The organism is Pseudomonas sp. HMSC08G10 (genome assembly GCF_001808425.1).
GTDB classification, from domain to species: Bacteria; Pseudomonadota; Gammaproteobacteria; order Pseudomonadales; family Pseudomonadaceae; genus Aquipseudomonas; species Aquipseudomonas guariconensis.
Genome location: NZ_KV793294.1, coordinates 42,447 through 65,379 on the forward strand (window position 1 = coordinate 42,447; position 22,933 = coordinate 65,379).

Annotated in this window: 19 protein-coding genes; 15 read left to right on the forward strand and 4 right to left on the reverse strand. The window is 65.2% G+C overall.

The features are described 5' to 3' along the window. Position 1: 1 nt before the first annotated feature. From HMPREF3173_RS04410 to HMPREF3173_RS04475, 14 genes are read left to right on the forward strand one after another with little or no spacing between them, the layout of a single operon-like run. Positions 2 to 256 (forward strand): acyl carrier protein, encoded by a 255-nt coding sequence (locus tag HMPREF3173_RS04410; RefSeq protein WP_070091934.1) that lies wholly within the window; start codon positions 2 to 4, stop codon positions 254 to 256. Further along, positions 253 to 798 carry a COG4648 family protein gene (locus HMPREF3173_RS04415; RefSeq protein WP_070571696.1) on the forward strand — a complete coding sequence of 182 codons (546 nt, stop codon included), beginning with the start codon at positions 253 to 255 and terminating at the stop codon, positions 796 to 798. The genes HMPREF3173_RS04410 and HMPREF3173_RS04415 overlap by 4 nt, the downstream gene beginning before the upstream one ends. Then, entirely contained in the window at positions 795 to 2,474 is a 1,680-nt protein-coding gene (locus tag HMPREF3173_RS04420; RefSeq protein ID WP_070571697.1) for an ApeI family dehydratase, read from the forward strand. The genes HMPREF3173_RS04415 and HMPREF3173_RS04420 overlap by 4 nt, the downstream gene beginning before the upstream one ends. Next, positions 2,467 to 3,201, forward strand: a complete 735-nt coding sequence (locus HMPREF3173_RS04425) for a glycosyltransferase family 2 protein (RefSeq protein ID WP_070571698.1) — start codon at positions 2,467 to 2,469, stop codon at positions 3,199 to 3,201. The genes HMPREF3173_RS04420 and HMPREF3173_RS04425 overlap by 8 nt, the downstream gene beginning before the upstream one ends. Next, entirely contained in the window at positions 3,198 to 4,136 is a 939-nt protein-coding gene (locus tag HMPREF3173_RS04430; protein WP_070571699.1) for an LpxL/LpxP family acyltransferase, read from the forward strand. The genes HMPREF3173_RS04425 and HMPREF3173_RS04430 overlap by 4 nt, the downstream gene beginning before the upstream one ends. Then, entirely contained in the window at positions 4,117 to 5,661 is a 1,545-nt protein-coding gene (gene hutH / locus HMPREF3173_RS04435) for an HAL/PAL/TAL family ammonia-lyase (RefSeq protein WP_070571700.1), read from the forward strand. The genes HMPREF3173_RS04430 and hutH overlap by 20 nt, the downstream gene beginning before the upstream one ends. Further along, on the forward strand, positions 5,654 to 6,079 hold the full coding sequence (locus HMPREF3173_RS04440) for an acyl-CoA thioesterase (RefSeq protein WP_043208556.1): 426 nt from the start codon (positions 5,654 to 5,656) through the stop codon (positions 6,077 to 6,079). The genes hutH and HMPREF3173_RS04440 overlap by 8 nt, the downstream gene beginning before the upstream one ends. After that, positions 6,076 to 6,678: an outer membrane lipoprotein carrier protein LolA gene (locus tag HMPREF3173_RS04445; protein ID WP_070571701.1), complete on the forward strand. Its 603-nt coding sequence runs from the start codon at positions 6,076 to 6,078 to the stop codon at positions 6,676 to 6,678. The genes HMPREF3173_RS04440 and HMPREF3173_RS04445 overlap by 4 nt, the downstream gene beginning before the upstream one ends. Further along, the gene (locus HMPREF3173_RS04450; protein WP_256543922.1) at positions 6,662 to 8,989 is read left to right on the forward strand and encodes an MMPL family transporter; all 2,328 of its coding nucleotides are present in this window, start codon (positions 6,662 to 6,664) and stop codon (positions 8,987 to 8,989) included. Before HMPREF3173_RS04445 ends, HMPREF3173_RS04450 begins: the two co-directional genes overlap by 17 nt. Next, a complete protein-coding gene (locus HMPREF3173_RS04455; RefSeq protein WP_070571703.1) occupies positions 8,986 to 9,471 on the forward strand; it encodes a DUF3261 domain-containing protein in 486 nt (161 codons plus the stop codon). The genes HMPREF3173_RS04450 and HMPREF3173_RS04455 overlap by 4 nt, the downstream gene beginning before the upstream one ends. Further along, complete coding sequence (locus HMPREF3173_RS04460) at positions 9,468 to 10,661, forward strand: beta-ketoacyl-[acyl-carrier-protein] synthase family protein (protein WP_070571704.1); 1,194 nt, start codon at positions 9,468 to 9,470, stop codon at positions 10,659 to 10,661. Before HMPREF3173_RS04455 ends, HMPREF3173_RS04460 begins: the two co-directional genes overlap by 4 nt. Continuing rightward, on the forward strand, positions 10,658 to 11,128 hold the full coding sequence (locus HMPREF3173_RS04465) for a hotdog family protein (protein WP_070571705.1): 471 nt from the start codon (positions 10,658 to 10,660) through the stop codon (positions 11,126 to 11,128). The genes HMPREF3173_RS04460 and HMPREF3173_RS04465 overlap by 4 nt, the downstream gene beginning before the upstream one ends. Then, positions 11,121 to 11,849: a 3-oxoacyl-ACP reductase FabG gene (gene fabG, locus HMPREF3173_RS04470; RefSeq protein WP_070571706.1), complete on the forward strand. Its 729-nt coding sequence runs from the start codon at positions 11,121 to 11,123 to the stop codon at positions 11,847 to 11,849. The genes HMPREF3173_RS04465 and fabG overlap by 8 nt, the downstream gene beginning before the upstream one ends. Next, complete coding sequence (locus tag HMPREF3173_RS04475) at positions 11,849 to 13,075, forward strand: beta-ketoacyl-ACP synthase (RefSeq protein WP_070571707.1); 1,227 nt, start codon at positions 11,849 to 11,851, stop codon at positions 13,073 to 13,075. Before fabG ends, HMPREF3173_RS04475 begins: the two co-directional genes overlap by 1 nt. A gap of 65 nt (positions 13,076 to 13,140) precedes the next feature. Here HMPREF3173_RS04475 and HMPREF3173_RS04480 read toward each other — a convergent pair whose 3' ends face one another. Next, on the reverse strand, positions 13,141 to 14,034 hold the full coding sequence (locus tag HMPREF3173_RS04480) for a LysR family transcriptional regulator (RefSeq protein ID WP_070571708.1): 894 nt from the start codon (positions 14,032 to 14,034) through the stop codon (positions 13,141 to 13,143). Between the two features lie 207 nt (positions 14,035 to 14,241). Here HMPREF3173_RS04480 and HMPREF3173_RS04485 point away from each other — a divergent pair, with 207 nt between their 5' ends. Beyond that, entirely contained in the window at positions 14,242 to 15,402 is a 1,161-nt protein-coding gene (locus HMPREF3173_RS04485; protein ID WP_371906660.1) for an MFS transporter, read from the forward strand. A 122-nt stretch (positions 15,403 to 15,524) separates the two neighbouring features. Here the strand turns inward: HMPREF3173_RS04485 and hemE are convergent, their stop codons facing one another. The 3 genes from hemE to gltB all read right to left on the reverse strand — a co-directional run bounded on the left by hemE (position 15,525) and on the right by gltB (position 22,815). Next, the gene (gene hemE, locus HMPREF3173_RS04490) at positions 15,525 to 16,589 is read right to left on the reverse strand and encodes a uroporphyrinogen decarboxylase (RefSeq protein WP_043208573.1); all 1,065 of its coding nucleotides are present in this window, start codon (positions 16,587 to 16,589) and stop codon (positions 15,525 to 15,527) included. A 238-nt stretch (positions 16,590 to 16,827) separates the two neighbouring features. Continuing rightward, positions 16,828 to 18,246, reverse strand: coding sequence for an FAD-dependent oxidoreductase (locus HMPREF3173_RS04495; protein ID WP_043208574.1), 1,419 nt, complete (start codon positions 18,244 to 18,246; stop codon positions 16,828 to 16,830). A gap of 123 nt (positions 18,247 to 18,369) precedes the next feature. Then, positions 18,370 to 22,815, reverse strand: a complete 4,446-nt coding sequence (gltB, locus tag HMPREF3173_RS04500) for a glutamate synthase large subunit (RefSeq protein ID WP_043208577.1) — start codon at positions 22,813 to 22,815, stop codon at positions 18,370 to 18,372. Positions 22,816 to 22,933 lie beyond the last annotated feature (118 nt).

Consider the following 22,933-nt stretch of genomic DNA (forward strand, 5'->3'; position numbering starts at 1 on the left):
CATGCAAAACCGCGAAGACATCTTCAACCTCCTGCGCAACGCCCTCGTCGAGCTGTTCGAGCTCGACCCGGCCAGCATCAGCCTGGAGTCCCACCTGTACCAGGATCTGGAAATCGACAGCATCGACGCCATCGACCTGATCGATCACATCAAGCGCCAGACCGGCAAGAAGATAACCGCCGAGGACTTCAAGTCGGTGCGCACCGTCAATGACGTGGTCGAAGCGGTCTTCCGCCTGGTCAATACCGCAGCATGAAACGCCTGTTCGGCCTCGCTCTGGTCATCGCCGGGGTGCTTTATCCCTTCGCCGTGTACTTCGGCCTGGCCCGGTTCGCGCCCTGGCAGTTCGCCTTGCTGCTCGCTGCCCTTTGGCTGGCCCGCGCCGTGGGCACGGCGCGCAGGCCAGGCGACCTGGGGATGACCGCCGTGGCCCTGGCGTTCTGCGCTGTGCTGGCCTTGAGTGACAGCGCGCAGTTGCTGCGCTGGTACCCGGTATTGGTCAACGCATTCATGTTGGCCCTGTTCGCCTCGAGCCTGAAGTACGGCCCGCCCCTCGTCGAGCGCATGGCACGCCTGCGCGAGCCTGACCTGCCGCCTGCGGCCGTCGCCTATACGCGGCGCGTGACGCAGGTTTGGAGTCTGTTTTTCGTGATCAATGGCATGATCGCCGCCGGGCTCACGCTATGGGCGCCACTGACCTGGTGGACGCTGTACAACGGCCTGATCGCGTACCTGGCGATGGGCGTGCTGTTCGCTGCCGAATGGCTGACACGACACCATGTGCGAGGACGCTCATGAACTGGATCGATCCCGAGCACCTGTTGCGCCCACTGACGACCGCGCGCCCAGTGACCCTGGAACCGCCCCTGGACCACGAAGGGCTGCAAAATGCCGCCCTAGGCCTGGCCGCGGGCCTGCAGCAGCGGGGCGTGCGCCGTCTGGCGGTGCATCTGGAAGACGCCGCCGACCTGGCCATCGCGCTATTGGGTGCCTGGCGCGCAGGCGCCCAGGTCCTGCTGCCCGCCGACCTGCAGCCCCAGATCCGGCTGCGCTGGAACGACCAGGTCGACCTGTGGCTCACTGATCAGCCCGGCGACCTCGACCTGGCGTCGCTGCAAACTTCCCCGCTGGCACCGGTCGACCTCGATCCGGACCAATGCCGCATCGGCCTGTGCACCTCGGGCTCGAGCGGCGAACCCAAGCTCATCGGCAAGACCCTGCGCCAGCTGGCCAACGAGGTACGCGCCCTGGAGCAGCAATGGGGCACCGCGTTGGGCGACGCCTGGATCATCGGCAGTGTCGCCTCGCAGCACATCTACGGGCTGCTGTTCCGCGTGCTCTGGCCGCTGTGCGCCGGGCGCGGCTTCCTGCGGCGTCAGGTGCCGTTCCCCGAAGACCTGCAACGCGCCAGCCTGGCCCAGCCAGCCTTTGCCTGGGTCGCCAGCCCTGCCCTGCTCAAGCGCATGGGCGACAATCTGGATTGGACGGCCCTGGCCAAGGTGCGCTGCGTGTTCTCATCGGGCGGCGAACTGCCCGGCGATGCCGCGCAGCGCTTGCAGCAGCGCCTGGGGCAATGGCCGGTGGAAATCCTCGGCAGCTCCGAGACAGGTGGCATCGCCTGGCGCCAAGGGGAGCAGCGCTGGTCGCCCTTCGCAGGCGTGGTCTTGAGCCTGTCGGCCGAGGGTGCCCTGTGCGTGAGCTCGCCCTACCTGCCCGAGGGGCACGTGGAACACACCGCCGATGCAGCGCACATCGAGGCCGACGGACGCGTACGCCTGCTCGGGCGGCTGGACCGGATCGTCAAGCTCGAAGAGAAACGCATCGCCCTGCCCAGGCTGGAGCAAGCCCTGTGCACTCATGCCTGGGTCAGCGAGGCGCGCTTGGGCATGGTCGAGCAAGGCCGTGCCTTCCTCGGCGTCTTGCTGGTACTCAGCCCTCTGGGGCTGCATCAATTGCGCAACCATGGACGGCGTGCCCTGATCGAGGCGCTGCGCGAGCACCTGGCCCAGCACTGCGAAGCCGTGGCCCTGCCCCGGCGATGGCGCCTGGTGCGCCAACTGCCGCTCAATGCCCAGGGCAAGCTGCCCCAGGCGCAGGTTCAGGCCCTGCTGGCAGCGCCCAGGCGTAATGCGCCGGAGGTCCTCGATACCCTGCAGGACGCCCATCAGTTGCGCGTGAAACTGGCAGTACCAGCGGATCTGGCCTGCTTCACCGGCCACTTTCCGAGCACCCCTATTCTGCCGGGTGTGGTGCAGATCGACTGGGCCATGGACCTTGCCGCGCCGCTGATTCCCAGCGGGCATCGGTTTGCCGGCATGGAAGTGCTGAAGTTCCAGCAACTGGTCCGCCCCGGAGACGAGATCGAGCTGACGCTTCGTTTCGACGCCGAGCGCGGCAAGCTCTATTTCACCTATGCCAACGGCGAACAGGCCTGTTCCAGTGGCCGCATCCTCCTGGAGCCCGCCGGTGCATAATCCCTGTGCGGTGATTCCGGTGTACAACCATGAGCGCGCCGTGCCCACGGTGGTCGCCGAGTTGTTGCGTGCCGGGCTGCCCTGCATTCTCGTGGACGACGCCAGTCACCCTGGTTGTGCCCAGGTGCTGCGCGGGCTGGCGCAGCAGCCGCAGACGTTCCTCGTGCGCCTGGACCTGAACCAGGGCAAGGGCGGCGCGGTGATGGCCGGCTTGCGCGAGGCAGCCCGACTGGGGTTCAGCCATGCCCTGCAAGTGGACGCCGATGGCCAGCATGACCTGACGGCGGTCGGGGACTTCCTGGCCCTGTCGCGTGCCCAGCCCCAGGCGCTGGTGTGCGGTTATCCACAGTATGACGCCAGTGTTCCCAAGGGCCGGCTCTACGCCCGCTACCTGACCCACGTGTGGGTCTGGATCAACACCTTGTCCCTGGCCATTCCGGACTCCATGTGCGGCTTTCGTGTCTATCCCCTGCCGCCGACCCTGGCGCTGATCGACTCGGTGCGCCTGGGCAGACGCATGGATTTCGACACCGAAATCCTGGTGCGCCTGTCGTGGCGTGGACAACCGATGCGCTGGCTGCCGACCCGGGTGCACTACCCCGCTGACGGTGTTTCGCACTTTCGTCTGTTCCATGACAACGCTCTGATTTCGCGCATGCACGCCAGATTGTGCGTCGGCATGCTCCTGCGCGCGCCGATGATCCTCTGGCGCAGGTGGCGTCGATGAGCGACCGATCGCAGCATTGGGCGGCGCAACGTGAACGCGGCAGTTTCTGGTTGATGAAACTCACCGCCGTGCTGGCGCGCCTGCTCGGTCGTCGCCTGCTCAGCCCCTTGATTCATGCCATCGTGCTGTACTTCTTCCTGTTCGGTCGCAAGGCCCGGCGCAGTGCCTGGCAATACCAGCAGCGTTTGTGGCAATGCAGTGGTGGCCGAACTCCGCCGCCCAGTCACTGGCGAGTGTTTCGCCAGTTCATGGCCTTTGCAGAAGCCCTATTGGACAAACTCGATGCCTGGAACGGCAGGCTGCGCCTGGAAGACATCGAGATCCGCGACACCAGCGAACTGCGCCAGCAGCTGCGCGGCACACGTGGGCAATTGCTGGTGGGCGCGCACCTGGGCAACCTGGAGGTATGCCGAGCCCTTGCCGAACTGGGTGAGCAGGTGCGCATGAACGTGCTGGTGCACACCCGCCACGCCGAACGCTTCAACCGTCTGCTCGGCGAGGCCGGCGCCAGCCACCTGCGGCTGATCCAGGTCAGCGAGCTGGACCCGGCGATCATGCTGCAGCTCTCCGAGCGCCTGGAGCGCGGCGAATGGCTCGCAATTGCCGGTGACCGCATCCCCTTGCATGGCGCCCGTACGGTCGAGGTGGACTTCCTCGGCTATCCGGCGGCCTTTCCCCAGGGCCCTTGGCTGCTGGCCGGCCTTTTGAAGTGTCCCGTCAACCTGCTGTTCTGTCTCAAGCAGGACGGGCGCTACCGGATCACCCTGGAGCCCTTTGCCGAGCAACTGCACTGGCGCCGCGAGCAGCGCCAGCAGGTAATCGCCCAATGGGCCGGTCGCTATGCCGCCCGCCTGGGCCATTATTGCCAGCAGGCACCGGACCAATGGTTCAACTTCTACCCTTTCTGGAGCGACGATGACGACGCATCCGCATGAGTCCGTGACCTTCGGCGAAGCGCCGCTGGCCATCGAGGACATCCTTGCCCTCAGCCAACGCCACGCCCGCCCCTTGCTGCAGGCCGACGCCGAGTACCGGGAGCGCATCGCCCGCGGCGCACGTTTTCTCGATACCCTGCTGCACAAGGAAGGGGTGATCTACGGCGTCACCACCGGTTACGGCGACTCCTGCGTGGTGGCCGTACCCCTGGAGCACGTCGAGGCCCTGCCGCGCCACCTGTACACCTTCCATGGCTGCGGCCTGGGGCAGTTGCTCGATGCGCCCGCCACCCGTGCGGTGCTGGCGGCGCGTCTGCGCTCGCTGAGCCATGGCATGTCCGGCGTGCGCCTGGAACTGCTGGAGCGCCTGCGCGATTTTCTCGCCCACGACATCCTGCCGCTGATTCCCGAAGAAGGCTCGGTGGGCGCCAGCGGCGATCTGACGCCGCTCTCCTACGTCGCCGCCGCGCTCTCGGGCGAGCGTGACGTGATGTACCAGGGCGTGCGCCGCCGCAGCGCGGACGTGCACCGCGAACTGGGCTGGCAGCCATTGGTGCTACGCCCCAAGGAAGCCCTGGCGCTGATGAACGGCACCGCCGTGATGACTGGCCTGGCTTGCCTGGCCTACGCCCGCGCCGACTATCTGCTGCACCTGGCAACGCGCATCACCGCGCTGAACGTCATCGCCCTGCAAGGCAACCCCGAGCACTTCGACGAACGCCTGTTCGCCGCCAAGCCGCACCCAGGCCAGAACCAAGTCGCGGCCTGGCTGCGCCAGGACCTGGCCCTCGACGCCCCAGCCGCCCCCCTGCACCGCCTGCAGGACCGCTATTCGCTGCGTTGCGCGCCGCATGTGCTGGGCGTTCTGGCCGACAGCCTGGGCTGGCTGCGCAGCTTCATCGAGACCGAACTCAACAGCGCCAACGACAACCCCATCATCGATGGCGATGCCGAGCGGGTGCTGCACGGCGGGCATTTCTATGGCGGGCACATCGCCTTTGCCATGGACAGCCTCAAGACCCTGGTGGCCAACGTCGCCGACCTGCTCGACCGCCAGCTCGCCCTGCTGGTGGACACCCGCTACAACCATGGCCTGCCCAGCAATCTGTCCGGGGCCCAAGCCGACCGGGCCATGCTCAACCATGGTTTCAAAGCCGTGCAGATCGGCGCCAGCGCCTGGGCCGCCGAGGCGCTCAAGCAAACGATGCCGGCCAGCGTGTTCTCGCGCTCCACCGAATGCCACAATCAGGACAAAGTCAGCATGGGCACCATCGCCGCCCGGGACGCGCTGCGCGTTCTGCAACTGACCGAACAGGTCGCCGCCGCCACCTTGCTGGCCGCCAACCAGGGCGTCTGGCTGCGCGGCCGCCAAGCCGGTGCCGCCCCGCTGCCGCCTGCCCTTGCGCAGATGCACCAAGCGCTGCTGGCGGACTTCGCCCCGGTCACCGAAGACCGCGCCCTGGAGCACGAACTGCGGCTGTGCCTGACGCGTATCGGCGAACGCCATTGGAGGCTGCATGCGTAACCCCGGCGTGTTCCATGTCGACAGCGAGATCGTCGTGCCCTTCTTCGACGTGGACAGCATGCACGTGGTCTGGCACGGCCATTATGTGAAATACCTCGAAGTCGCCCGCTGCGCGCTGCTCGAACGCCTCGGGCAGGACTATCGGCGCATGCAGGCCAGCGGCTACATGTGGCCGGTGATCGACTTACAGTTGCGCTATATCCGTGGCGCCACCTTCGGCCAACGCCTGAAGGTCCGCGCCAGCCTGGTGGAATGGGAAAGCCGCCTGAAAATCCACTACCTGATCAGCGACGCAGACACCGGCGAGCGCATGACCCGCGCCAGCACCGTACAGGTCGCGGTGCACATCGAGAGCGGCGAAATGCAGTTGGCCTCGCCCCAGGTGATGCTCGATGCCGTAGCCAAGGTGCTGCCATGAACCGCTTGCACCGCTTGCTGGCAGCATTGCTGGTGCTGCTTTCAAGCCCGATGGCGATGGCCTTCGACCTGGCCGATTTGCAAAAGCAGTTGAGCGCGCCAGCGGTGGTCAGCGGCAACTTCGTGCAGGAGAAACACCTGCGTGCCCTGGCGCAACCGCTGACGAGCCAGGGCCGCTTCGTCCTGGCACGCGACCATGGCTTGCTCTGGCTATTGCGCACCCCGCTGCGCCAGGACTACCGCATCGATGCAAGCGGCATCGCCCGTCGTGATCCGGGTGGCTGGCAGCCGCTGCCCAGCCAGAGCGCCGGAGCACAGCAGAACCGTTTGTTCTTCGCGGTCCTGCAAGGCGACAGCAGCGGCCTGCAACGGGACTTCGAGCTGAGCCTGAGCGGTGACGCCGAGCATTGGCAACTGCGCCTGACGCCGCGCTCGATGTTGCTCAAGCAGATCTTCACCCGCATCGATATCACCGGCGGGCGTTTCGTCGAACGCATCGTGCTCGCCGAAACCCAGGGCGACAGCACGGTCCTGCGCATGCAGGACAGCCGCAGTGCCAGCGCCTTGAGCGACTCGGAGCGTCGTGACTTTGCCGATTGAACGCCTGTTACCGCGCCTGTTCCTCACCCTGTTGCTGGCCATGCTCGCGCTCGCGACCTGGCAGTGGCACCGCGGTGCGCCCCTGTCCTCCGACCTGATGACCCTGGTGCCTGGCGCGCCCCAGGACCCGCTGGTGCAACGCGCCGAACAACGCATGCAGGCGCCGCTGAACCGCGAAATGCTGGTGCTGGTTGGCCACCCCGATCGCCAGCAAGCCCTTGCCCTGGCCGAGGGCCTGGCCACCCGGTGGCAGGCCAGCGGCCTGTTCGAGAAGGTGCAATGGAACCTGCACACCGACCTGCAAGCGGTGCGTGCGCAGCTCCTGCGAGGCCGCCTGGCGATGCTCTCGGCCGCTGACCGCCAGCAACTGGCCGAACAGCCCGACGCCTTCATCGAGCAACGCGTCCAGAGCCTGGTCGACCCCTTTGCGGGCTTGAGCCTGGTCTCGAGCCAGGACGACTGGCTGGGCCTGAGCGGACGCATCCAGGCCAGCCAGCCCAGGCCCGCCAATGTCCAGCTCGACACCGCCAGCGGCGTGCTGGTGGCCGAGGCGGACGGCAAACATTGGGTGCTGCTGCGCGCGCGCACCGTGGGCAACGCCTTCGACCTGAACTTGCCCTTGCAAGTAGAGGCGTTGCTCGCCCAGGCCCGTCGGCAGGCCGACCAGGCAGGCGCCCAGCTGCTGGCGGCCAGCGGCCTGCTGCACGCCGCCGCCGGTCAACGCCAGGCCAGCCGGGAGATCACCTGGGTGGGCGGCGGAGCAACCGTGGGCATTTTCCTGCTGCTCTTGCTGGCCCTGCGGCGCTGGCGCGCGCTGCTGGCATTCCTACCGGTGGCGGTCGGCATGCTGTTCGGCTCGGTGGCCTGCGTCGCGCTGTTCGGCCAGATGCACGTGATGACCCTGGTGCTCGGGGCAAGCCTGATCGGCGTGGCGGTGGACTACCCGCTGCACTACCTGTCCAAGGGCTGGAGCCTGCGCCCCTGGCACAGCTGGACGGCGCTGCGCCTGACCTTGCCCGGCATGACCTTGAGCCTTGCGACCAGTTGCATCGGCTACCTGGCCCTGGCCTTCACGCCGTTCCCGGCATTGACCCAGATCGCAGCGTTTTCCGCCGCAGGCTTGCTGGGTGCCTACCTGTGCGCCGTCTGCCTATTGCCTGCGCTGTTGCAGCACATGGACCTGCGTCCTTCCCCCTGGCCGCTGCGCGTGGCCCAGGCCCTGACCGACCTGCGCGAGCGCCTGCTGCGCAAAGTGCCCAGCGTCATGCTGCTCGGTCTGTTGCTGGTGTTCTGTGTGGCCGGGTTGTGGCAGTTGCAAAGCCGCAACGACATCCGCCAGTGGATCAGCGCCCCACCGCAACTGCTCGAACAGGCCCAGGCCGTGGCGCGCATCACCGGCTACCAGCCGACCAGCCAGTTCTTCCTGGTGCGTGCCGATGACCAGAGTCAATTGCTCGACCGCTTGCAGACGCTCAGCGGCAAGCTCGATGAGTTGGTCGACCTGGGCAAGCTCAAGGGCTACCTGTCCCTCAGCCAGTTGGTAACCAGCCCAGCGACGCAGCAGCAAGTGCGCAGCGCCCTGCTGCAGTTGCCTGGGCATTGGCAGCCATTGCTGGCCCTTGGTGTGCCCGAGCAGGCCTTGTACGCGGAGCTTGCGCAACTGCAGGCATTGGCACCGCTGTCGATCGACGAGGCCCTGCAGGGGCCGCTGGGCGAAGCCTGGCGCCCCTTGTGGCTGGGCCAGGACGGCCAGGGCGTGGCGGCGATCGTCAGCCTGCAAGGCCATGCAGATGTCTCGCTGTTACGCCTGCAGGCACAGGACCTGCCCGGCGTACACTTGGTCGATCGCCTCGGCGAGCTCAACCAGCTGTTCACCGCCACTCAGGTCAGTGCCGCCGAACTCAAGTTGCTGTCTTGCGCGTTGATAGGGATGGTGCTGATGCTGCCGTTCGGCCTGCGCAGCGCCCTGCGCATCGTCGCCCTGCCGCTGCTCGCGGCGTTGTGCAGCTTGGCCAGTCTCGGCTGGCTGGGACAACCGCTGACCCTGTTCAGCCTGTTCGGCCTGCTGCTGGTGACCGCCATCGGCGTGGACTATGCAATCCTGATGCATGAGCGCATCGGCGGCAGTGCCGTCAGCCTGCTGGGTACCTTGCTGGCAGCGCTCACCACGTGGCTGTCGTTCGGTTTGCTGGCGCTTTCCAGCACCCCGGCAGTGAGTAATTTCGGCCTGGCCGTGAGCCTGGGCCTGGTGTTCAGTTTTCTCCTGGCGCCCTGGGCCGGCGCCAATGATGGAGGGCATCGGCAACCATGAAACACCTGTGGATTCTGCTGGCCTGCCTGCTGCTCGGCGCCTGCACCGGGCGAGCTCCCCTGCCTGAGCAGTTGCCGGAGCTGCAGCTGCCTCGTCAATTGCATGTACAACGCGAGCAGGATGGCCAGCGCCAGGACTGGCTGCTGGTGATCCAGCGAGAGGAGGGCCGCTTGCGCTGGTCGTTGCTCGATCCGATGGGCATTCCCCAGGCGCGCCAACTGCTCGATGGCCGCCAATGGCACGCAGACGGCCTGCTGCCCCCCAACCCGGCCGCCCGCGAACTGTTCGCCGCCGTGCTCTTCGCGCTTACCCCAGAGGCCCAACTGAGGCAGCTCTATCCCAGCGCCCTCCAGCGCGGACAGCAGCGTTCGCTACAGACGCGTTGGCAGGTGGACTACCAAGACCCGGATGATTTCACCTTGAACCTCGGCCAGGGCCTGCGCTATCTAGTCAGCCCCTTGCCCAGCGAGAACACCCCATGACCGCCTTCCTCGACGCCCTGGGCCTGGTCTGCGCCCTCGGCCACGGCCAAGCCCAGGTTGCCCGCGCACTCTTTGCTGGCGACTGCGGCGGCATGCAGCCGCAAGAGGGCTGGGTAGCCGGACGCCGCCTGCCCGTCGGGGCCGTGCCGGGTCCTCCGCCCGAGCTGCCATTGCCCGGTCACCAAAGCCGCAACAACCAATTACTCTATAGCGCGGCACTGCAAATCGAGCCTGCCATTCGCCACGCCATCGAACGCCACGGCCCACAGCGCGTGGGCGTGGTGCTGGGCACCAGCACCTCGGGGATCGCCGAAGGCAGCGACGGCGTCGCGCAGTACGTGCGCACCGGCCGCTTCCCGGACAGCTACGACTACGATCAACAAGCGCTCGGCGCACCGGCCACATTCCTGGCCGCGTGGCTGCAACTGTCAGGCCCGGCCTATGTGTTGTCGACCGCATGCACCTCCAGTGCCCGAGCGTTGCTCAGTGCCCGCCGCCTGATCGACCTGGGCCTATGCGATGCCGTGCTGTGCGGGGGCGTGGATACCCTGTGTGGCCTGACGCTCAACGGCTTCAGCGCGCTGGAGGCCGTCAGCGCCGAGCGCTGCAATCCCTTCTCGGCCAACCGCGACGGTATCAACATCGGCGAGGGCGCAGCCCTGTTTCTCATGACCCGCGACCATTCAGGCGACGGCCCTGGCATCGCCCTGATCGGCGCAGGCGCAAGCTGCGATGCGTTTCATATCTCAGCACCAGAGCCCAACGGCAAGGGCGCCTTGCAGGCCATGGGCAAAGCACTGGACAATGCCGGCCTAACGCCTACACAGATCGACTACCTGAACCTGCACGGCACCGCCACCGTCCACAACGACGCCATGGAGAGCCTCGCCGTGCACGGGCTGTTCGGCGATCGCGTGCCCTGCTCCTCCAGCAAGCCCATGACCGGCCACACTCTAGGAGCCGCCGGCGCGCTGGAAGCGGCGTTCTGCTGGCTCGCCCTGAGCAGGCACAACCCACAGGGCCTGTTGCCACCCCATGTCTGGGATGGCCAGCGCGACCCTCAGTTGCCGACGCTGAACCTGGTCAATGGCAGCCAGCGCCTGCGCTCGCAGGGGCCGCGCCGCCTGATGAGCAACTCGTTCGCCTTCGGTGGCAACAATGTCAGCCTGATTCTCGGAGACGCTCCATGAATACCTGGCCACTGGCCGAACTGCTGCCGCATGCCGCAGATATGATCCTCATCGACCGCATCGACAGCTGCGACGACGAACAGATCCATACCCGTGCAACGGTCCGCCCGGGCGGTCAGTTCAACCGCGCCGACGGCAGCCTGCCCGCCTGGCTGGGCCTGGAGCTGATGGCCCAGAGCGTAGCCGCCTATGCTGGGTACCAGGCTCGCCGCGCCGGGCGTGCGGTGGAAATGGGCTTTCTGTTGGGTACCCGTCGCTTCGAATGCGATGTGGCACAGTTCCCCGCCGGCGCCGAACTGCGCATCCATGCCCTGCGATCGCTTGAAGACGAGAGCGGCATGGGCGTGTTCGAATGTCACCTGCGCGGTGAGGGTATCCATGCCAGCGCGCGCCTGAACGTCTACCGTCCGCCCCAGGCCACCGGCTACCTGGCCGAAGCGGCCCCCGAGGAAACACCCCATGACTGACACCATCCTGGTCACCGGTTCCAGCCGCGGTATCGGCCGCGCCATTGCCCTGCGCCTGGCACGCGCAGGCTTCGACCTGGTGCTGCATTGCCGAAGCGGCCGCGACGCGGCCGAGGCGGTCGCCGAACAGGTGCGTGGGCTGGGGCGTCAGGCGCGGATCCTGCAGTTCGACGTCGCCGACCGGGCGGCCTGCGCCCGCATCCTGGGCGAGGACGTCGAAGCTCACGGGGCCTACTACGGGGTGGTGTGCAATGCCGGGCTGACCCGCGATGGCGCCTTCCCTGCGTTGAGTGAAGACGACTGGGACCAGGTCATGCGGACCAACCTGGACGGCTTCTACAACGTCCTGCACCCGCTCATGATGCCCATGATCCGCCGCCGCGCACCTGGTCGCATCGTCTGCATCACTTCAGTATCCGGCCTGATCGGCAACCGCGGCCAGGTCAACTACAGCGCCTCCAAGGCAGGCCTGATCGGCGCGGCCAAAGCCCTGGCCATCGAGCTGGGCAAGCGCCGCATCACGGTCAACTGCGTGGCCCCGGGGCTGATAGACACCGACATGCTCGATGACCAGGTGCCGGTCGATGAACTGCTCAAGATGATTCCTGCCCAACGTATGGGGACCCCGGAGGAAGTGGCCGGCGCGGTCAATTTCCTGATGTCGGACGAAGCGGCCTACATCACCCGTCAGGTGCTGGCCGTCAACGGAGGGCTGTGCTGATGCGTCGCGTCGTGGTCACCGGCATGGCCGGCATCACTGCCCTGGGCAGCGACTGGGCCAGCATTGCCCGGCAATTCGCCGCCAATCGCAGTGGTATCCGGCGCATGGACGAGTGGGACCGCTTCGAAGAACTCAACACTCGCCTGGCCGGCCCTGTGGATGACTTCCAGGTGCCAGGGCACTGGACGCGCAAGCAACTGCGCAGCATGGGACGCGTGTCACGGCTGGCGGTCGCCGCAGCCGAACGCGCCCTGGCCGATGCCGGGCTGCTTGACGACCCGAGCATCCGCGACGGACGCATGGGCGTGGCTTGCGGGTCATCGATCGGCAGCACCGAAGAGATCAAGGCCTTCGGCAACATGTTGCTCAATTCAAAGGCCGACGGGCTCAATGCCAACTCCTACGTGCGCATGATGCCGCACACCACAGCCGCCAACATCAGCATTTTCTTCGGGCTGACCGGACGCCTGATCCCGACATCCAGCGCCTGCACCAGCGGCAGCCAGGGTATCGGCTATGCCTATGAAGCAATCAAGTTCGGGCGCCTGCCGCTGATGCTGGCAGGGGGTGCCGAGGAGCTGTGCCCCAGCGAGGCGATGGTGTTCGATGCCCTGTACGCGACCAGCCTGAAGAACGACACCCCCACCCTGACCCCGCGCCCCTATGACCGCGCACGCGATGGGCTGGTGGTGGGTGAAGGCGCCGGCATGCTGGTACTGGAGGAGCTGGAGCATGCGTTGGCCCGAGGCGCGCATATCCATGCCGAGATCGTCGGGTTTGGCAGCAACGCCGACGGCCAGCACATCACCCGCCCCGAGCAGGTCACCATGCGTCGAGCGATGGAGCTGGCGCTCGAAGACGCCGGCCTGCCCGCCGAGGCCATTGGCTACGTCAACGGCCATGGCACTGCCACCGAACAGGGCGACATCGCCGAAACCCTGGCCACCCACGCGCTGTTCGGCCCGCGCATGCCGATCAGTTCCCAGAAGAGTTTCCTCGGCCATACCCTGGGCGCCTGCGGCGCGCTGGAGTCCTGGTTCAGCATCGAGATGATGAATCGCGACCAGTACGTGCACACCCTGAACCTCGATGACATCGACCCTCGCTGCGCCGAGCTGGACTACCTGCGCGCAGGCATGCGCACCATGAGCCACGAATATGTGATGAACAACAACTTCGCCTTCGGCGGGGTGAACACCTCGTTGATCTTCCGGCGCTGGCGCTGAGGCTTGCACTGGTTCCTCGGGGAGCAGGTTTTACCCGCGAACAGCACCGCAGACCACGTCCATCCTCAATCCAGTACTTGCTGCGTCAACAACTCGGCAAAGGCACGGGCCATGGCCGATCCGCCGACCTGGCGCTGGACAAGCCATACCGCCGTGATCGCGCCCTCGTCCAGCAACGTGCGATAGACCACCCCGTCGATGCGCATGCGCTGGAACGACGCCGGCAGTACCGACACCCCCAACCCCGCCGACACCAACCCGATGATGGTCATCGCCTCCCCTGCTTCCTGGGCAAAATGCGGGCTGAACCCAGCCTGGCGCGCCAGGCTTAGCAACTGCGCATGCAGGCCACTGCCGTAGCTGCGCGGAAAGAACACGAAGGGCTCATGGGCCAAGGCTTCCATATACAGCCCCTGCTCATTGCCCTGGGCCAGCGGATGAGAGGCATTGATCACCGCCACCAGCGGCTCGCTGAACAACTCGGTGGCGACCAACCCCTCCGGCAAGGGCATCGGCCGCATCAAGCCGACTTCGATGGACTCGTCGAACACCGCCTCGGCCACATCTCGACTGCTCATCTCTCTAAGGCTCAGGTGTACCGCCGGAAACCGCTGGCGGAACGCATGCAATGCTCTGGGAATTTTTGACGTGAAGGGGGCCGATGAGGTGAAGCCGATCTTCATCTCGCCCAACTCGCCCAACTGCGCTCGCCGGGCGACATCGGCAGCCTTCTCCACTTGGGCCAGGACCTGACGCGCCTCTTCGAGAAACAAGCGCCCAGCCTCGCTCAGTTCCACCCGCCGATTAGTGCGTTCGAACAGGCGCGCGCCCAGCTCCTGCTCCAGGGCCTGGATCTGCTGGCTCAAGGGCGGCTGGGAAATCCCCAATTGCTGGGCCGCACGTCCAAAGTGCAGTTCTTCAGCCACGGCGATGAAATACCGCAAATGGCGCAGTTCCATGAAGCCTCCGAATCAGTCGCAAAACCTATCAAACAGGTCGAACAATATATTGGATCTAATCATTAGCCAGCTATATGCTTTTTTCCATCGCAACGCCGGCCCCGCGCCCCGAGGTACCCTGCCGTGAAATCCGCCGTCGCCCCGCTATCCCTTGAGCCTGACCCCGTCCTGAACGACGCCTGGATAGAGAAAGGCAGCCCCGCCTTCATGAAGACCGTGCTGGCCTTGTTCAGCGGCGGCTTCGCCACCTTTGCCTTGCTCTACTGCGTGCAGCCGATGATGCCGTTGTTGTCGCGGGAGTTTTCCATCAATGCGGCGCAAAGCAGTCTGGTGCTCTCGATCTCTACCGCCACGCTGGCCTTCGGCTTGCTAGTCACAGGGCCAATCTCGGACCGCATCGGGCGCAAGCCGGTCATGGTCTTCGCCCTGCTGTGCGCGGCGCTTGCGACGCTGGCCAGCGCAGTGATGCCTAGCTGGGAACTGGTGCTCGCTACCCGCGCCCTGGTCGGCCTGTCACTGAGCGGCCTGGCGGCCGTGGCGATGACCTACCTGAGCGAAGAGATCCACCCGCAACACATCGGTCTGGCCATGGGCCTGTACATCGGCGGCAATGCCATTGGCGGCATGAGCGGTCGGTTGATCACGGGTGTGCTGATCGACTTCGTCAGCTGGCACACGGCAATGCTGGCCATCGGCAGCTTGGCGTTGATGGCGGCGCTGGTGTTCTGGAAGGTACTGCCCGAGTCGCGCAACTTCCGCTCCCAGCCGCTGAATCCGCGCAGCCTGTTGGATGGCTTCGTCATGCACTTCAAGGACGCCGGGCTGCCTTGGCTGTTCCTCGAAGCCTTCCTGCTGATGGGTGCGTTCGTCACGCTGTTCAACTACATCGGCTATCGCCTGCTGGCCGAGCCCTACCACATGAACCAGGCCTTGGTCGGCTTGCTCTCGGTGGTGTACCTCTCGGGTATCTACAGCTCTGCGCAGGTCGGCGCCCTGGCCGACAGGTTGGGTCGGCGCAAAGTGTTCTGGGCGAGTATCGTAGTGATGGCCGCGGGGCTGCTGATGACCCTGACCAGTCCGCTGGTGATGGTGATCCTGGGCATGCTGGTGTTCACCTTCGGCTTTTTCGGCGCCCACTCGGTGGCCAGCAGCTGGATAGGACGCCGGGCGCTCAAGGCCAAGGGCCAGGCTTCGTCGCTGTACCTGTTCAGCTACTACGCAGGTTCGAGCATCGCCGGCACCGCCGGTGGCGTGTTCTGGCACCAGGCCGGTTGGAACGGCATCGGCCTGTTCATCGGCAGCCTATTGGCCGTGGCGTTGCTGGTGGCCCTGCATTTGAGCCGGTTGCCTTCCAAGACCCCTGCCTGAAACCGCGCAAACCGGCTCCAGCGCCAATTCGACCCTGGCCTGGAGCTGTTCGGCCTTGCGACGGGCTGCATAGCAACCGCTGGCACACCTGCATCAGCAGATGCAGGCGGCCTGACTCGAACTCAAGCGTGGTATTGCGCCGACAGCTCGTGCACAGCGTTGATGAATGCACCCGCGTGTTCCGGGTCGACCTCAGGCGTGATGCCATGGCCCAGGTTGAACACATGACCGCTGCCATGGCCATAGCTTGCCAGGATCCGCGCCACTTCCTTGCGGATGGCTTCGGGCTTGGCATACAGCACAGTCGGGTCCATGTTGCCCTGCAGAGCGACCTTGTCACCGACCCGGCGACGGGCATCGCCGATCTCGCAGGTCCAGTCCAGGCCCAAGGCGTCGGCGCCGGCCTCGGCGATGCTTTCCAGCCACAGGCCGCCGTTCTTGGTGAACAGAATAACGGGCACCTTGCGCCCTTCGTGCTCGCGGATCAGGCCGCTGACGATCTTGCGCATGTAGGCCAGGGAGAATTCCTGGTAGGCCGCCGCCGACAGGTTGCCGCCCCAGGTGTCGAAAATCTGCACGGCTTGGGCGCCGGCCTGGATCTGGCCGTTGAGATAGCTGGTGACCGACTGGGCGAGCTTGTCCAGCAGCAGATGCAGGGCCTGGGGATTGTCGTAGAGCATGGCCTTGGTCTTGCGGAAGTCCTTGGACGAACCGCCTTCGACCATGTAGGTGGCCAAGGTCCAAGGGCTGCCGGAGAAGCCGATCAGCGGTACGCGGCCGTTGAGTTCGCGGCGGATGGTGCTGACGGCGTCCATCACATAGCCAAGGTCTTTGTGCGGATCAGGGATCGGCAGCGCTTCGATGTCGGCCGGGGTGCTGATGACCTTCTTGAAGCGAGGGCCTTCGCCGGTCTCGAAGTACAGGCCTTGGCCCATGGCATCGGGGATGGTGAGGATGTCCGAGAAGAGGATCGCCGCGTCCAGCGGGTAGCGGTCCAGCGGCTGCAAGGTGACCTCGCAGGCGAACTGCGGGTTCATGCACAGGCTCATGAAGTCACCGGCCTTAGCGCGGCTGGCGCGGTACTCCGGGAGGTAGCGACCGGCCTGGCGCATCATCCAGACCGGGGTGACGTCTACGGGTTGCTTGAGCAGTGCACGCAGGAAACGATCGTTCTTCAGGGCAGTCATGTCGGCATCCAGCAAAAAAGTGCGGGCATTTTCTCAGACGCCGACACAAAAGGCACGGCCAAGGCCATGCGTTTTGTCTATTGAGTGCCGTAGATCAAGCATTTTTGTATACAAAAATGCTTCGGAGGCGGCCTTTCGTCGCCCAGGTCCACACGTCTCACACCCTTATCGAGACCTTGCTGTACCTGTGGGAGCGGCTTTGGCCGCAATAGGGCTGCAAAGCAGCCCCACTGACGGATCAGACGCCGAGGTAGTCGAGGATGCCTTCAGCCGCAGTACGGCCTTCGAATATCGCCGTCACCACCAGGTCCGAACCGCGCACCATGTCGCCACCGGCGAACACTTTCGGGTTGCTGGTCTGGTGTTTGAACTTGGCCTTCTCCGGTGCCACCACGCGGCCCTGGCTGTCGGTCTGGATGTCGAACTGCTCGAACCACGGCGCCGGGCTCGGACGGAAGCCGAACGCGATCACGACGGCATCGGCCGGCAAGATCTCCTCGGAACCTGGAATCGGCTCGGGGCTACGACGGCCACGGGCATCCGGCTCGCCCAGACGGGTCTCGACCACCTTCACGCCTTCGACTTTGTCCTCGCCGACGATGGCGATGGGCTGACGGTTGTAGAGGAACTTCACGCCCTCTTCCTTGGCGTTCTTCACCTCGCGGCGCGAACCCGGCATGTTGGCCTCGTCGCGGCGATAGGCGCAGGTCACCGACTTGGCGCCTTGGCGGATCGAGGTGCGGTTGCAGTCCATCGCGGTGTCGCCACCGCCAAGCACCACCACCTTCTTGCCCTGCATGTCGACGAAGTCTTCCGGCGACTTCTCGAAGCCCAGGTTGCGATTGACGTTGGCGATCAGGAAGTCCAGCGCGTCATGCACGCCCGGCAGGTCCTCGCCTGGGAAACCGCCCTTCATGTAGGTGTAGGTACCCATGCCCATGAACACCGCATCGTATTCGGCGAGCAGTTGTTCCATGGTGATGTCCTTGCCCACCTCGGTGTTCAGGCGGAACTCGATGCCCATGCCGGTGAAGACTTCGCGGCGATTGCTCAGCACGGTCTTTTCCAGCTTGAACTCGGGGATACCGAAGGTCAGCAGGCCACCGATTTCAGGGTTGCGGTCGAACACCACCGGAGTCACGCCCGCGCGCACCAGCACGTCGGCACAGCCCAGGCCCGCCGGGCCTGCACCGATGACTGCGACACGCTTGCCAGTCGGTTTGACCTTGGACATGTCCGGGCGCCAGCCCATGGCGAAGGCAGTGTCGGTGATGTACTTCTCCACCGAGCCGATGGTCACCGCGCCGAAGCCGTCGTTAAGAGTGCAGGCACCCTCGCACAGGCGGTCCTGCGGGCACACACGACCGCACACTTCCGGCAGGGTGTTGGTCTGGTGCGACAGCTCCGCCGCCGCCAGGATATTGCCTTCGGAGACCAGCTTCAGCCAGTTGGGGATGAAGTTGTGCACCGGGCACTTCCACTCGCAATACGGGTTGCCGCAACCCAGGCAACGGTGTGCCTGTTCGACCGACTGCTGGGGCTTGAAGGGTTCGTAGATCTCCACGAACTCCTTCTTGCGCTGGCGCAGCAGTTTTTTCTTAGGGTCCTTACGGCCCACTTCGATGAACTGGAAGTCGTTGTTCAGACGTTCAGCCATTTTTCAAAACCTCTTAACAGCAGCTGCAAGCTAAGCGCTGCAAGCCGCAAGACGATCACTTAAGCCGGGCGAACCTCGAACCGCTTCAACTTGCAGTTCGAGGCTCGCCACTTGCAGCTGCTTTTACTGCGGGTTGGCACGGGTGCTGGACAACAGTTGCTTGAGGTTGGCGGCCTTGGGCTTGACCAACCAGAAGCGACGCACGTAGTCGTCCAGGTTCTCCGAGAGCTCGCGCCCCCACTCGCTGCCGGTCTCTTCCACGTATTCGCCAAGGACCCGCGCCAGATGGCTGCGGTAGGCCTCCATCGCCTCACCACTGATGCGCTGGATTTCCACCAGCTCGTGGTTGAGTTTGTCGACGAAGGTGTTGTCCATGTCGAGCACGTAGGCGAAGCCGCCAGTCATGCCAGAACCGAAGTTGTAACCGGTCTTGCCCAGGACGCAGACAAAGCCGCCGGTCATGTATTCACAGCAGTGATCGCCGGTACCCTCGACCACAGCGTGGGCGCCGGAGTTACGTACAGCGAAGCGCTCGCCCGCGGTGCCAGCGGCGAACAGCTTGCCGCCAGTGGCGCCATACAGGCAGGTGTTGCCGACGATGGCGCTGTGCTGGGTTTCGAACGGGCTGCCGGCAGGCGGCACGATGGTCAGCTTGCCGCCGGTCATGCCCTTGCCCACGTAGTCGTTGGCATCCCCTTCCAGGTGCAGGTTCAGGCCACCGGCGTTCCACACGCCAAAGCTCTGGCCGGCAGTGCCCTTGAAGCGGAAGGTGATTGGCGCACCGGCCATGCCCTGGTTGCCGTGCAGGCGGGCGATTTCACCGGAGATACGCGCGCCGATGGAACGGTCGCAGTTGCAGATGTCCAGGCTGAATTCGCCACCGGAAAGATCGCGGATCGCCGGCAGGGCCATCTCGACCATTTTCTCGGCCAGCTCGCCTTTGTCGAACGGCGGGTTCTTGTCGACTTCACAGAACTGCGGCTTGTCGGCCGGGATGTGCGAGCTGCCCAACAGCGGCGACAGGTCCAGGTACTGCTGGCGCTCGGTATCGCCTGGCAGGATGTCGAGCAGATCGGTACGCCCGATCAGCTCGCCCAGGCTACGCACGCCCAGCTTGGCCAGCCACTCACGGGTTTCCTCGGCGACGAAGGTGAAGAAGTTCACCACCATGTCGACGGTACCGATGTAGTGGTCCTTGCGCAGCTTGTCATTCTGGGTGGCAACGCCGGTAGCGCAGTTGTTCAAGTGGCAGATACGCAGGTATTTGCAGCCCAGGGCGATCATCGGCGCGGTGCCGAAGCCGAAGCTCTCGGCGCCAAGGATGGCCGCCTTGATCACGTCCAGGCCAGTCTTCAGGCCACCGTCGGTCTGTACCCGCACCTTGCCACGCAGGTCGTTGCCGCGCAGGGTCTGGTGGGTCTCGGCCAGGCCCAGCTCCCACGGTGCACCGGCGTACTTGATGGAGGTCAGCGGCGAGGCGCCGGTGCCACCGTCGTAGCCGGAGATGGTGATCAGGTCCGCGTAGGCCTTGGCCACGCCGGCGGCGATGGTGCCCACGCCGGCCTCGGCCACCAGCTTGACCGACACCAGTGCCTGCGGATTGACCTGCTTGAGGTCGTAGATCAGCTGGGCAAGGTCTTCGATCGAGTAGATGTCATGGTGCGGGGGTGGCGAAATCAGGGTCACGCCCGGCACGGCATAGCGCAGCCGTGCGATCAGGCCGTTGACCTTGCCGCCAGGCAGCTGGCCGCCCTCGCCGGGCTTGGCGCCCTGGGCCACCTTGATCTGCAGCACTTCGGCGTTGACCAGGTATTCCGGGGTGACGCCGAAGCGGCCGGTGGCCACCTGCTTGATCTTCGAGCTCTTGATGGTGCCGTAGCGGGCCGGGTCTTCGCCGCCCTCGCCAGAGTTGGAGCGCGCGCCCAGGCGGTTCATCGCCTCGGCCAGGGCCTCGTGGGCTTCCGGCGACAGGGCGCCGAGGGAGATGCCCGCGGAGTCGAAGCGCTTGAGGATGTCCTCCAGCGGCTCGACCTGATCCAGCGCCAACGGCTGCTCGGCCAGCTTGACCTTGAGCAGGTCGCGAATCATCGACACCGGACGCTGGTCGACCAGCGTGGTGTATTCCTTGAACTTGGCGTAGTCGCCCTTCTGCACTGCTGCCTGCAGGGTGTTGACCACATCCGGGTTGTAGGCGTGGTACTCGCCGCCGTGGACGAACTTGAGCAGGCCGCCCTGCTGGATCGGCTTGCGCGCGCTCCAGGCTTCGGCCGCCAGCAGCTTCTGGTCGTTCTCAAGGTCCACGAAGCGTGCGCCCTTGATGCGGCTGGCCACGCCCTTGAAGCTCAGGCCGACCACTTCCTCGGCCAGGCCCACGGCTTCGAACAGCTGGGCGCCGCGGTAGGAGGCGATGGTGGAGATGCCCATCTTCGACAGGATCTTCAGCAGGCCTTTGGAGATACCTTTGCGGTAGTACTTGAACACCTCATCCAGGTCGCCCAGGACCTCGCCGGTGCGGATCAGGTCGGCCAGCACTTCGTAGGACAGGTACGGGTAGACAGCCGAGGCACCGAAGCCCAGCAGCACGGCGAAGTGGTGCGGGTCACGGGCGGTGGCGGTTTCAACCAGGATGTTGCTGTCGCAGCGCAGGCCTTGCTCGGTCAGACGATGGTGTACCGCACCGACCGCCAGGGAGGCATGCACCGGCAGCTTGCCCGGGGCGATGTAGCGGTCGCTCAGCACCAGTTGGGTCTTGCCGCTGCGTACGGCTTCCTCGGCCTGGTCGGCGATATTGCGGATGGCCGCTTCCAGGCCGACGCTCTCTTCATAGTTGAGGTCGATCAGCTGGCGATCGAAGCCTTCACGCTCCAGGTTCATGAGCGAACGCCACTTGGCAGGCGAGATGACCGGGGAGCTGAGGATTACCCGCGAGGCGTGCTCAGGGGATTCCTGGAAGATGTTGCGCTCGGCGCCCAGGCAGATCTCCAGGGACATGACGATCGCCTCGCGCAGCGGGTCGATCGGCGGGTTGGTCACTTGGGCGAACTGCTGGCGGAAGAAGTCGTAAGGTGAACGCACGCGCTGGGACAGCACGGCCATCGGCGTGTCGTCGCCCATCGAGCCGACCGCTTCCTGGCCCTGCTCGCCGAGCGGACGCAGCACCTGGTCACGCTCCTCGAAGGTGACCTGGAACATCTTCATGTATTGCTTGAGCTGGTCAGCGTCATAGCTGGCCACGCCTTGGTCGTCGGTCAGGGTCGCCTGGATGCGCAGGGCGTGCTGACGCAGCCAGCGCTTGTAGGGATGGCGCGACTTCAGACGATTGTCGATAGCGTCCGTGTCGAGAATCTGGCCGGTTTCGGTGTCCACGGCGAAGATCTGGCCCGGGCCAACGCGCCCCTTGGCCAGCACATCCTCGGGCTTGTAGTCCCAGACGCCGATTTCCGAGGCCAGGGTGATGTAGCCGTTCTTGGTGGTCACCCAGCGTGCCGGACGCAGGCCGTTGCGGTCCAGCAGGCAGACCGCGTGGCGGCCCTCGGTCATGACGATACCGGCCGGGCCGTCCCACGGCTCCATGTGCATGGAGTTGTACTCATAGAACGCGCGCAGGTCGGCGTCCATAGTCTCGACGTTCTGCCAGGCTGGCGGTACCAGCATGCGCACGCCGCGGAACAGGTCGATGCCGCCGGTGACCATCAGCTCGAGCATGTTGTCCATGCTCGAGGAGTCCGAACCCACGCGATTGACCAGCGGGCCGAGCTCTTCGAGGTCGGGGATCAGATCGTTGGCGAACTTGGTGCGACGGGCGATAGCCCAGTTGCGGTTGCCGGTGATGGTGTTGATCTCGCCATTGTGGGCGAGGAAGCGGAAGGGCTGCGCCAGCGGCCACTTCGGCAGGGTGTTGGTGGAAAAGCGCTGGTGGAACACGCAGATCGCGGTTTTCAGGCGCTCATCGCCCAGGTCCGGATAGAAGGCGGAAAGATCCGCCGGCATCATCAGGCCTTTGTAGATGATGGTCTTGTGCGAGAAGCTGCAGATGTAGTGGTCGGCGTCGTGGGCATTGGCCACAGACGAGCGACGACGGGCGCTGAACAGCTTGATGGCGAATTCCTGGTCGCTCAGGCCTTCGCCGCCGATGAAGACCTGCTCGATCTGCGGCAGGCGCTCCAGGGCCAGACGCCCAAGCACGCTGGTGTCGATCGGGACTTTGCGCCAGCCGACCAGCTTCAGGCCGGCATTGATGATCTCACGGTCCATGTTGGCGCGGGCCGCTTCGGCCTTCACCGGGTCCTGATTGAAGAACACCATGCCGACGGCGTACTGCTTGGGCAGCTCGACGGCGAAGTGTTCCTGGGCCACGGCACGCAGGAATTGATCGGGCTTCTGCATGAGCAGACCGCAACCGTCGCCGGTCTTGCCGTCGGCGTTGATCCCGCCGCGGTGGGTCATACAGGTCAGCGCCTGCATGGCGGTTTGCAGAAGATGGTGGCTCGCCTCGCCCGTCATATGGGCGATCAGGCCGAAACCACAGTTGTCCTTGAATTCTTCGGGATGGTACAGACCTGTTTTCATAGACACTTTCTCACCAGGTTCGCCTCTCAACCAAGGCAAATCTCTTTTTAGTACAACCACTTACCATCCACGCCGATCGAATGCCAGCTTTTTGCGGTGGGCAATGGGAAACCATTGT

Excerpts from the sequence above, each read along its gene's own strand:
- HMPREF3173_RS04455 (WP_070571703.1), top strand. The coding sequence starts at position 8,986 with ATGAAACACCTGTGGATTCTGCTGGCCTGCCTGCTGCTCGGCGCCTGC.
- HMPREF3173_RS04420 (WP_070571697.1), top strand. The coding sequence starts at position 795 with ATGAACTGGATCGATCCCGAGCACCTGTTGCGCCCACTGACGACCGCG.
- fabG (WP_070571706.1), top strand. The coding sequence starts at position 11,121 with ATGACTGACACCATCCTGGTCACCGGTTCCAGCCGCGGTATCGGCCGC.
- HMPREF3173_RS04415 (WP_070571696.1), top strand. The coding sequence starts at position 253 with ATGAAACGCCTGTTCGGCCTCGCTCTGGTCATCGCCGGGGTGCTTTAT.
- HMPREF3173_RS04430 (WP_070571699.1), top strand. The coding sequence starts at position 3,198 with ATGAGCGACCGATCGCAGCATTGGGCGGCGCAACGTGAACGCGGCAGT.
- HMPREF3173_RS04445 (WP_070571701.1), top strand. The coding sequence starts at position 6,076 with ATGAACCGCTTGCACCGCTTGCTGGCAGCATTGCTGGTGCTGCTTTCA.
- HMPREF3173_RS04465 (WP_070571705.1), top strand. The coding sequence starts at position 10,658 with ATGAATACCTGGCCACTGGCCGAACTGCTGCCGCATGCCGCAGATATG.
- HMPREF3173_RS04480 (WP_070571708.1), bottom strand. The coding sequence starts at position 14,034 with ATGGAACTGCGCCATTTGCGGTATTTCATCGCCGTGGCTGAAGAACTG.
- gltB (WP_043208577.1), bottom strand. The coding sequence starts at position 22,815 with ATGAAAACAGGTCTGTACCATCCCGAAGAATTCAAGGACAACTGTGGT.
- HMPREF3173_RS04440 (WP_043208556.1), top strand. The coding sequence starts at position 5,654 with ATGCGTAACCCCGGCGTGTTCCATGTCGACAGCGAGATCGTCGTGCCC.
- HMPREF3173_RS04495 (WP_043208574.1), bottom strand. The coding sequence starts at position 18,246 with ATGGCTGAACGTCTGAACAACGACTTCCAGTTCATCGAAGTGGGCCGT.
- hutH (WP_070571700.1), top strand. The coding sequence starts at position 4,117 with ATGACGACGCATCCGCATGAGTCCGTGACCTTCGGCGAAGCGCCGCTG.
- HMPREF3173_RS04485 (WP_371906660.1), top strand. The coding sequence starts at position 14,242 with ATGAAGACCGTGCTGGCCTTGTTCAGCGGCGGCTTCGCCACCTTTGCC.
- HMPREF3173_RS04475 (WP_070571707.1), top strand. The coding sequence starts at position 11,849 with ATGCGTCGCGTCGTGGTCACCGGCATGGCCGGCATCACTGCCCTGGGC.
- hemE (WP_043208573.1), bottom strand. The coding sequence starts at position 16,589 with ATGACTGCCCTGAAGAACGATCGTTTCCTGCGTGCACTGCTCAAGCAA.
- HMPREF3173_RS04460 (WP_070571704.1), top strand. The coding sequence starts at position 9,468 with ATGACCGCCTTCCTCGACGCCCTGGGCCTGGTCTGCGCCCTCGGCCAC.
- HMPREF3173_RS04410 (WP_070091934.1), top strand. The coding sequence starts at position 2 with ATGCAAAACCGCGAAGACATCTTCAACCTCCTGCGCAACGCCCTCGTC.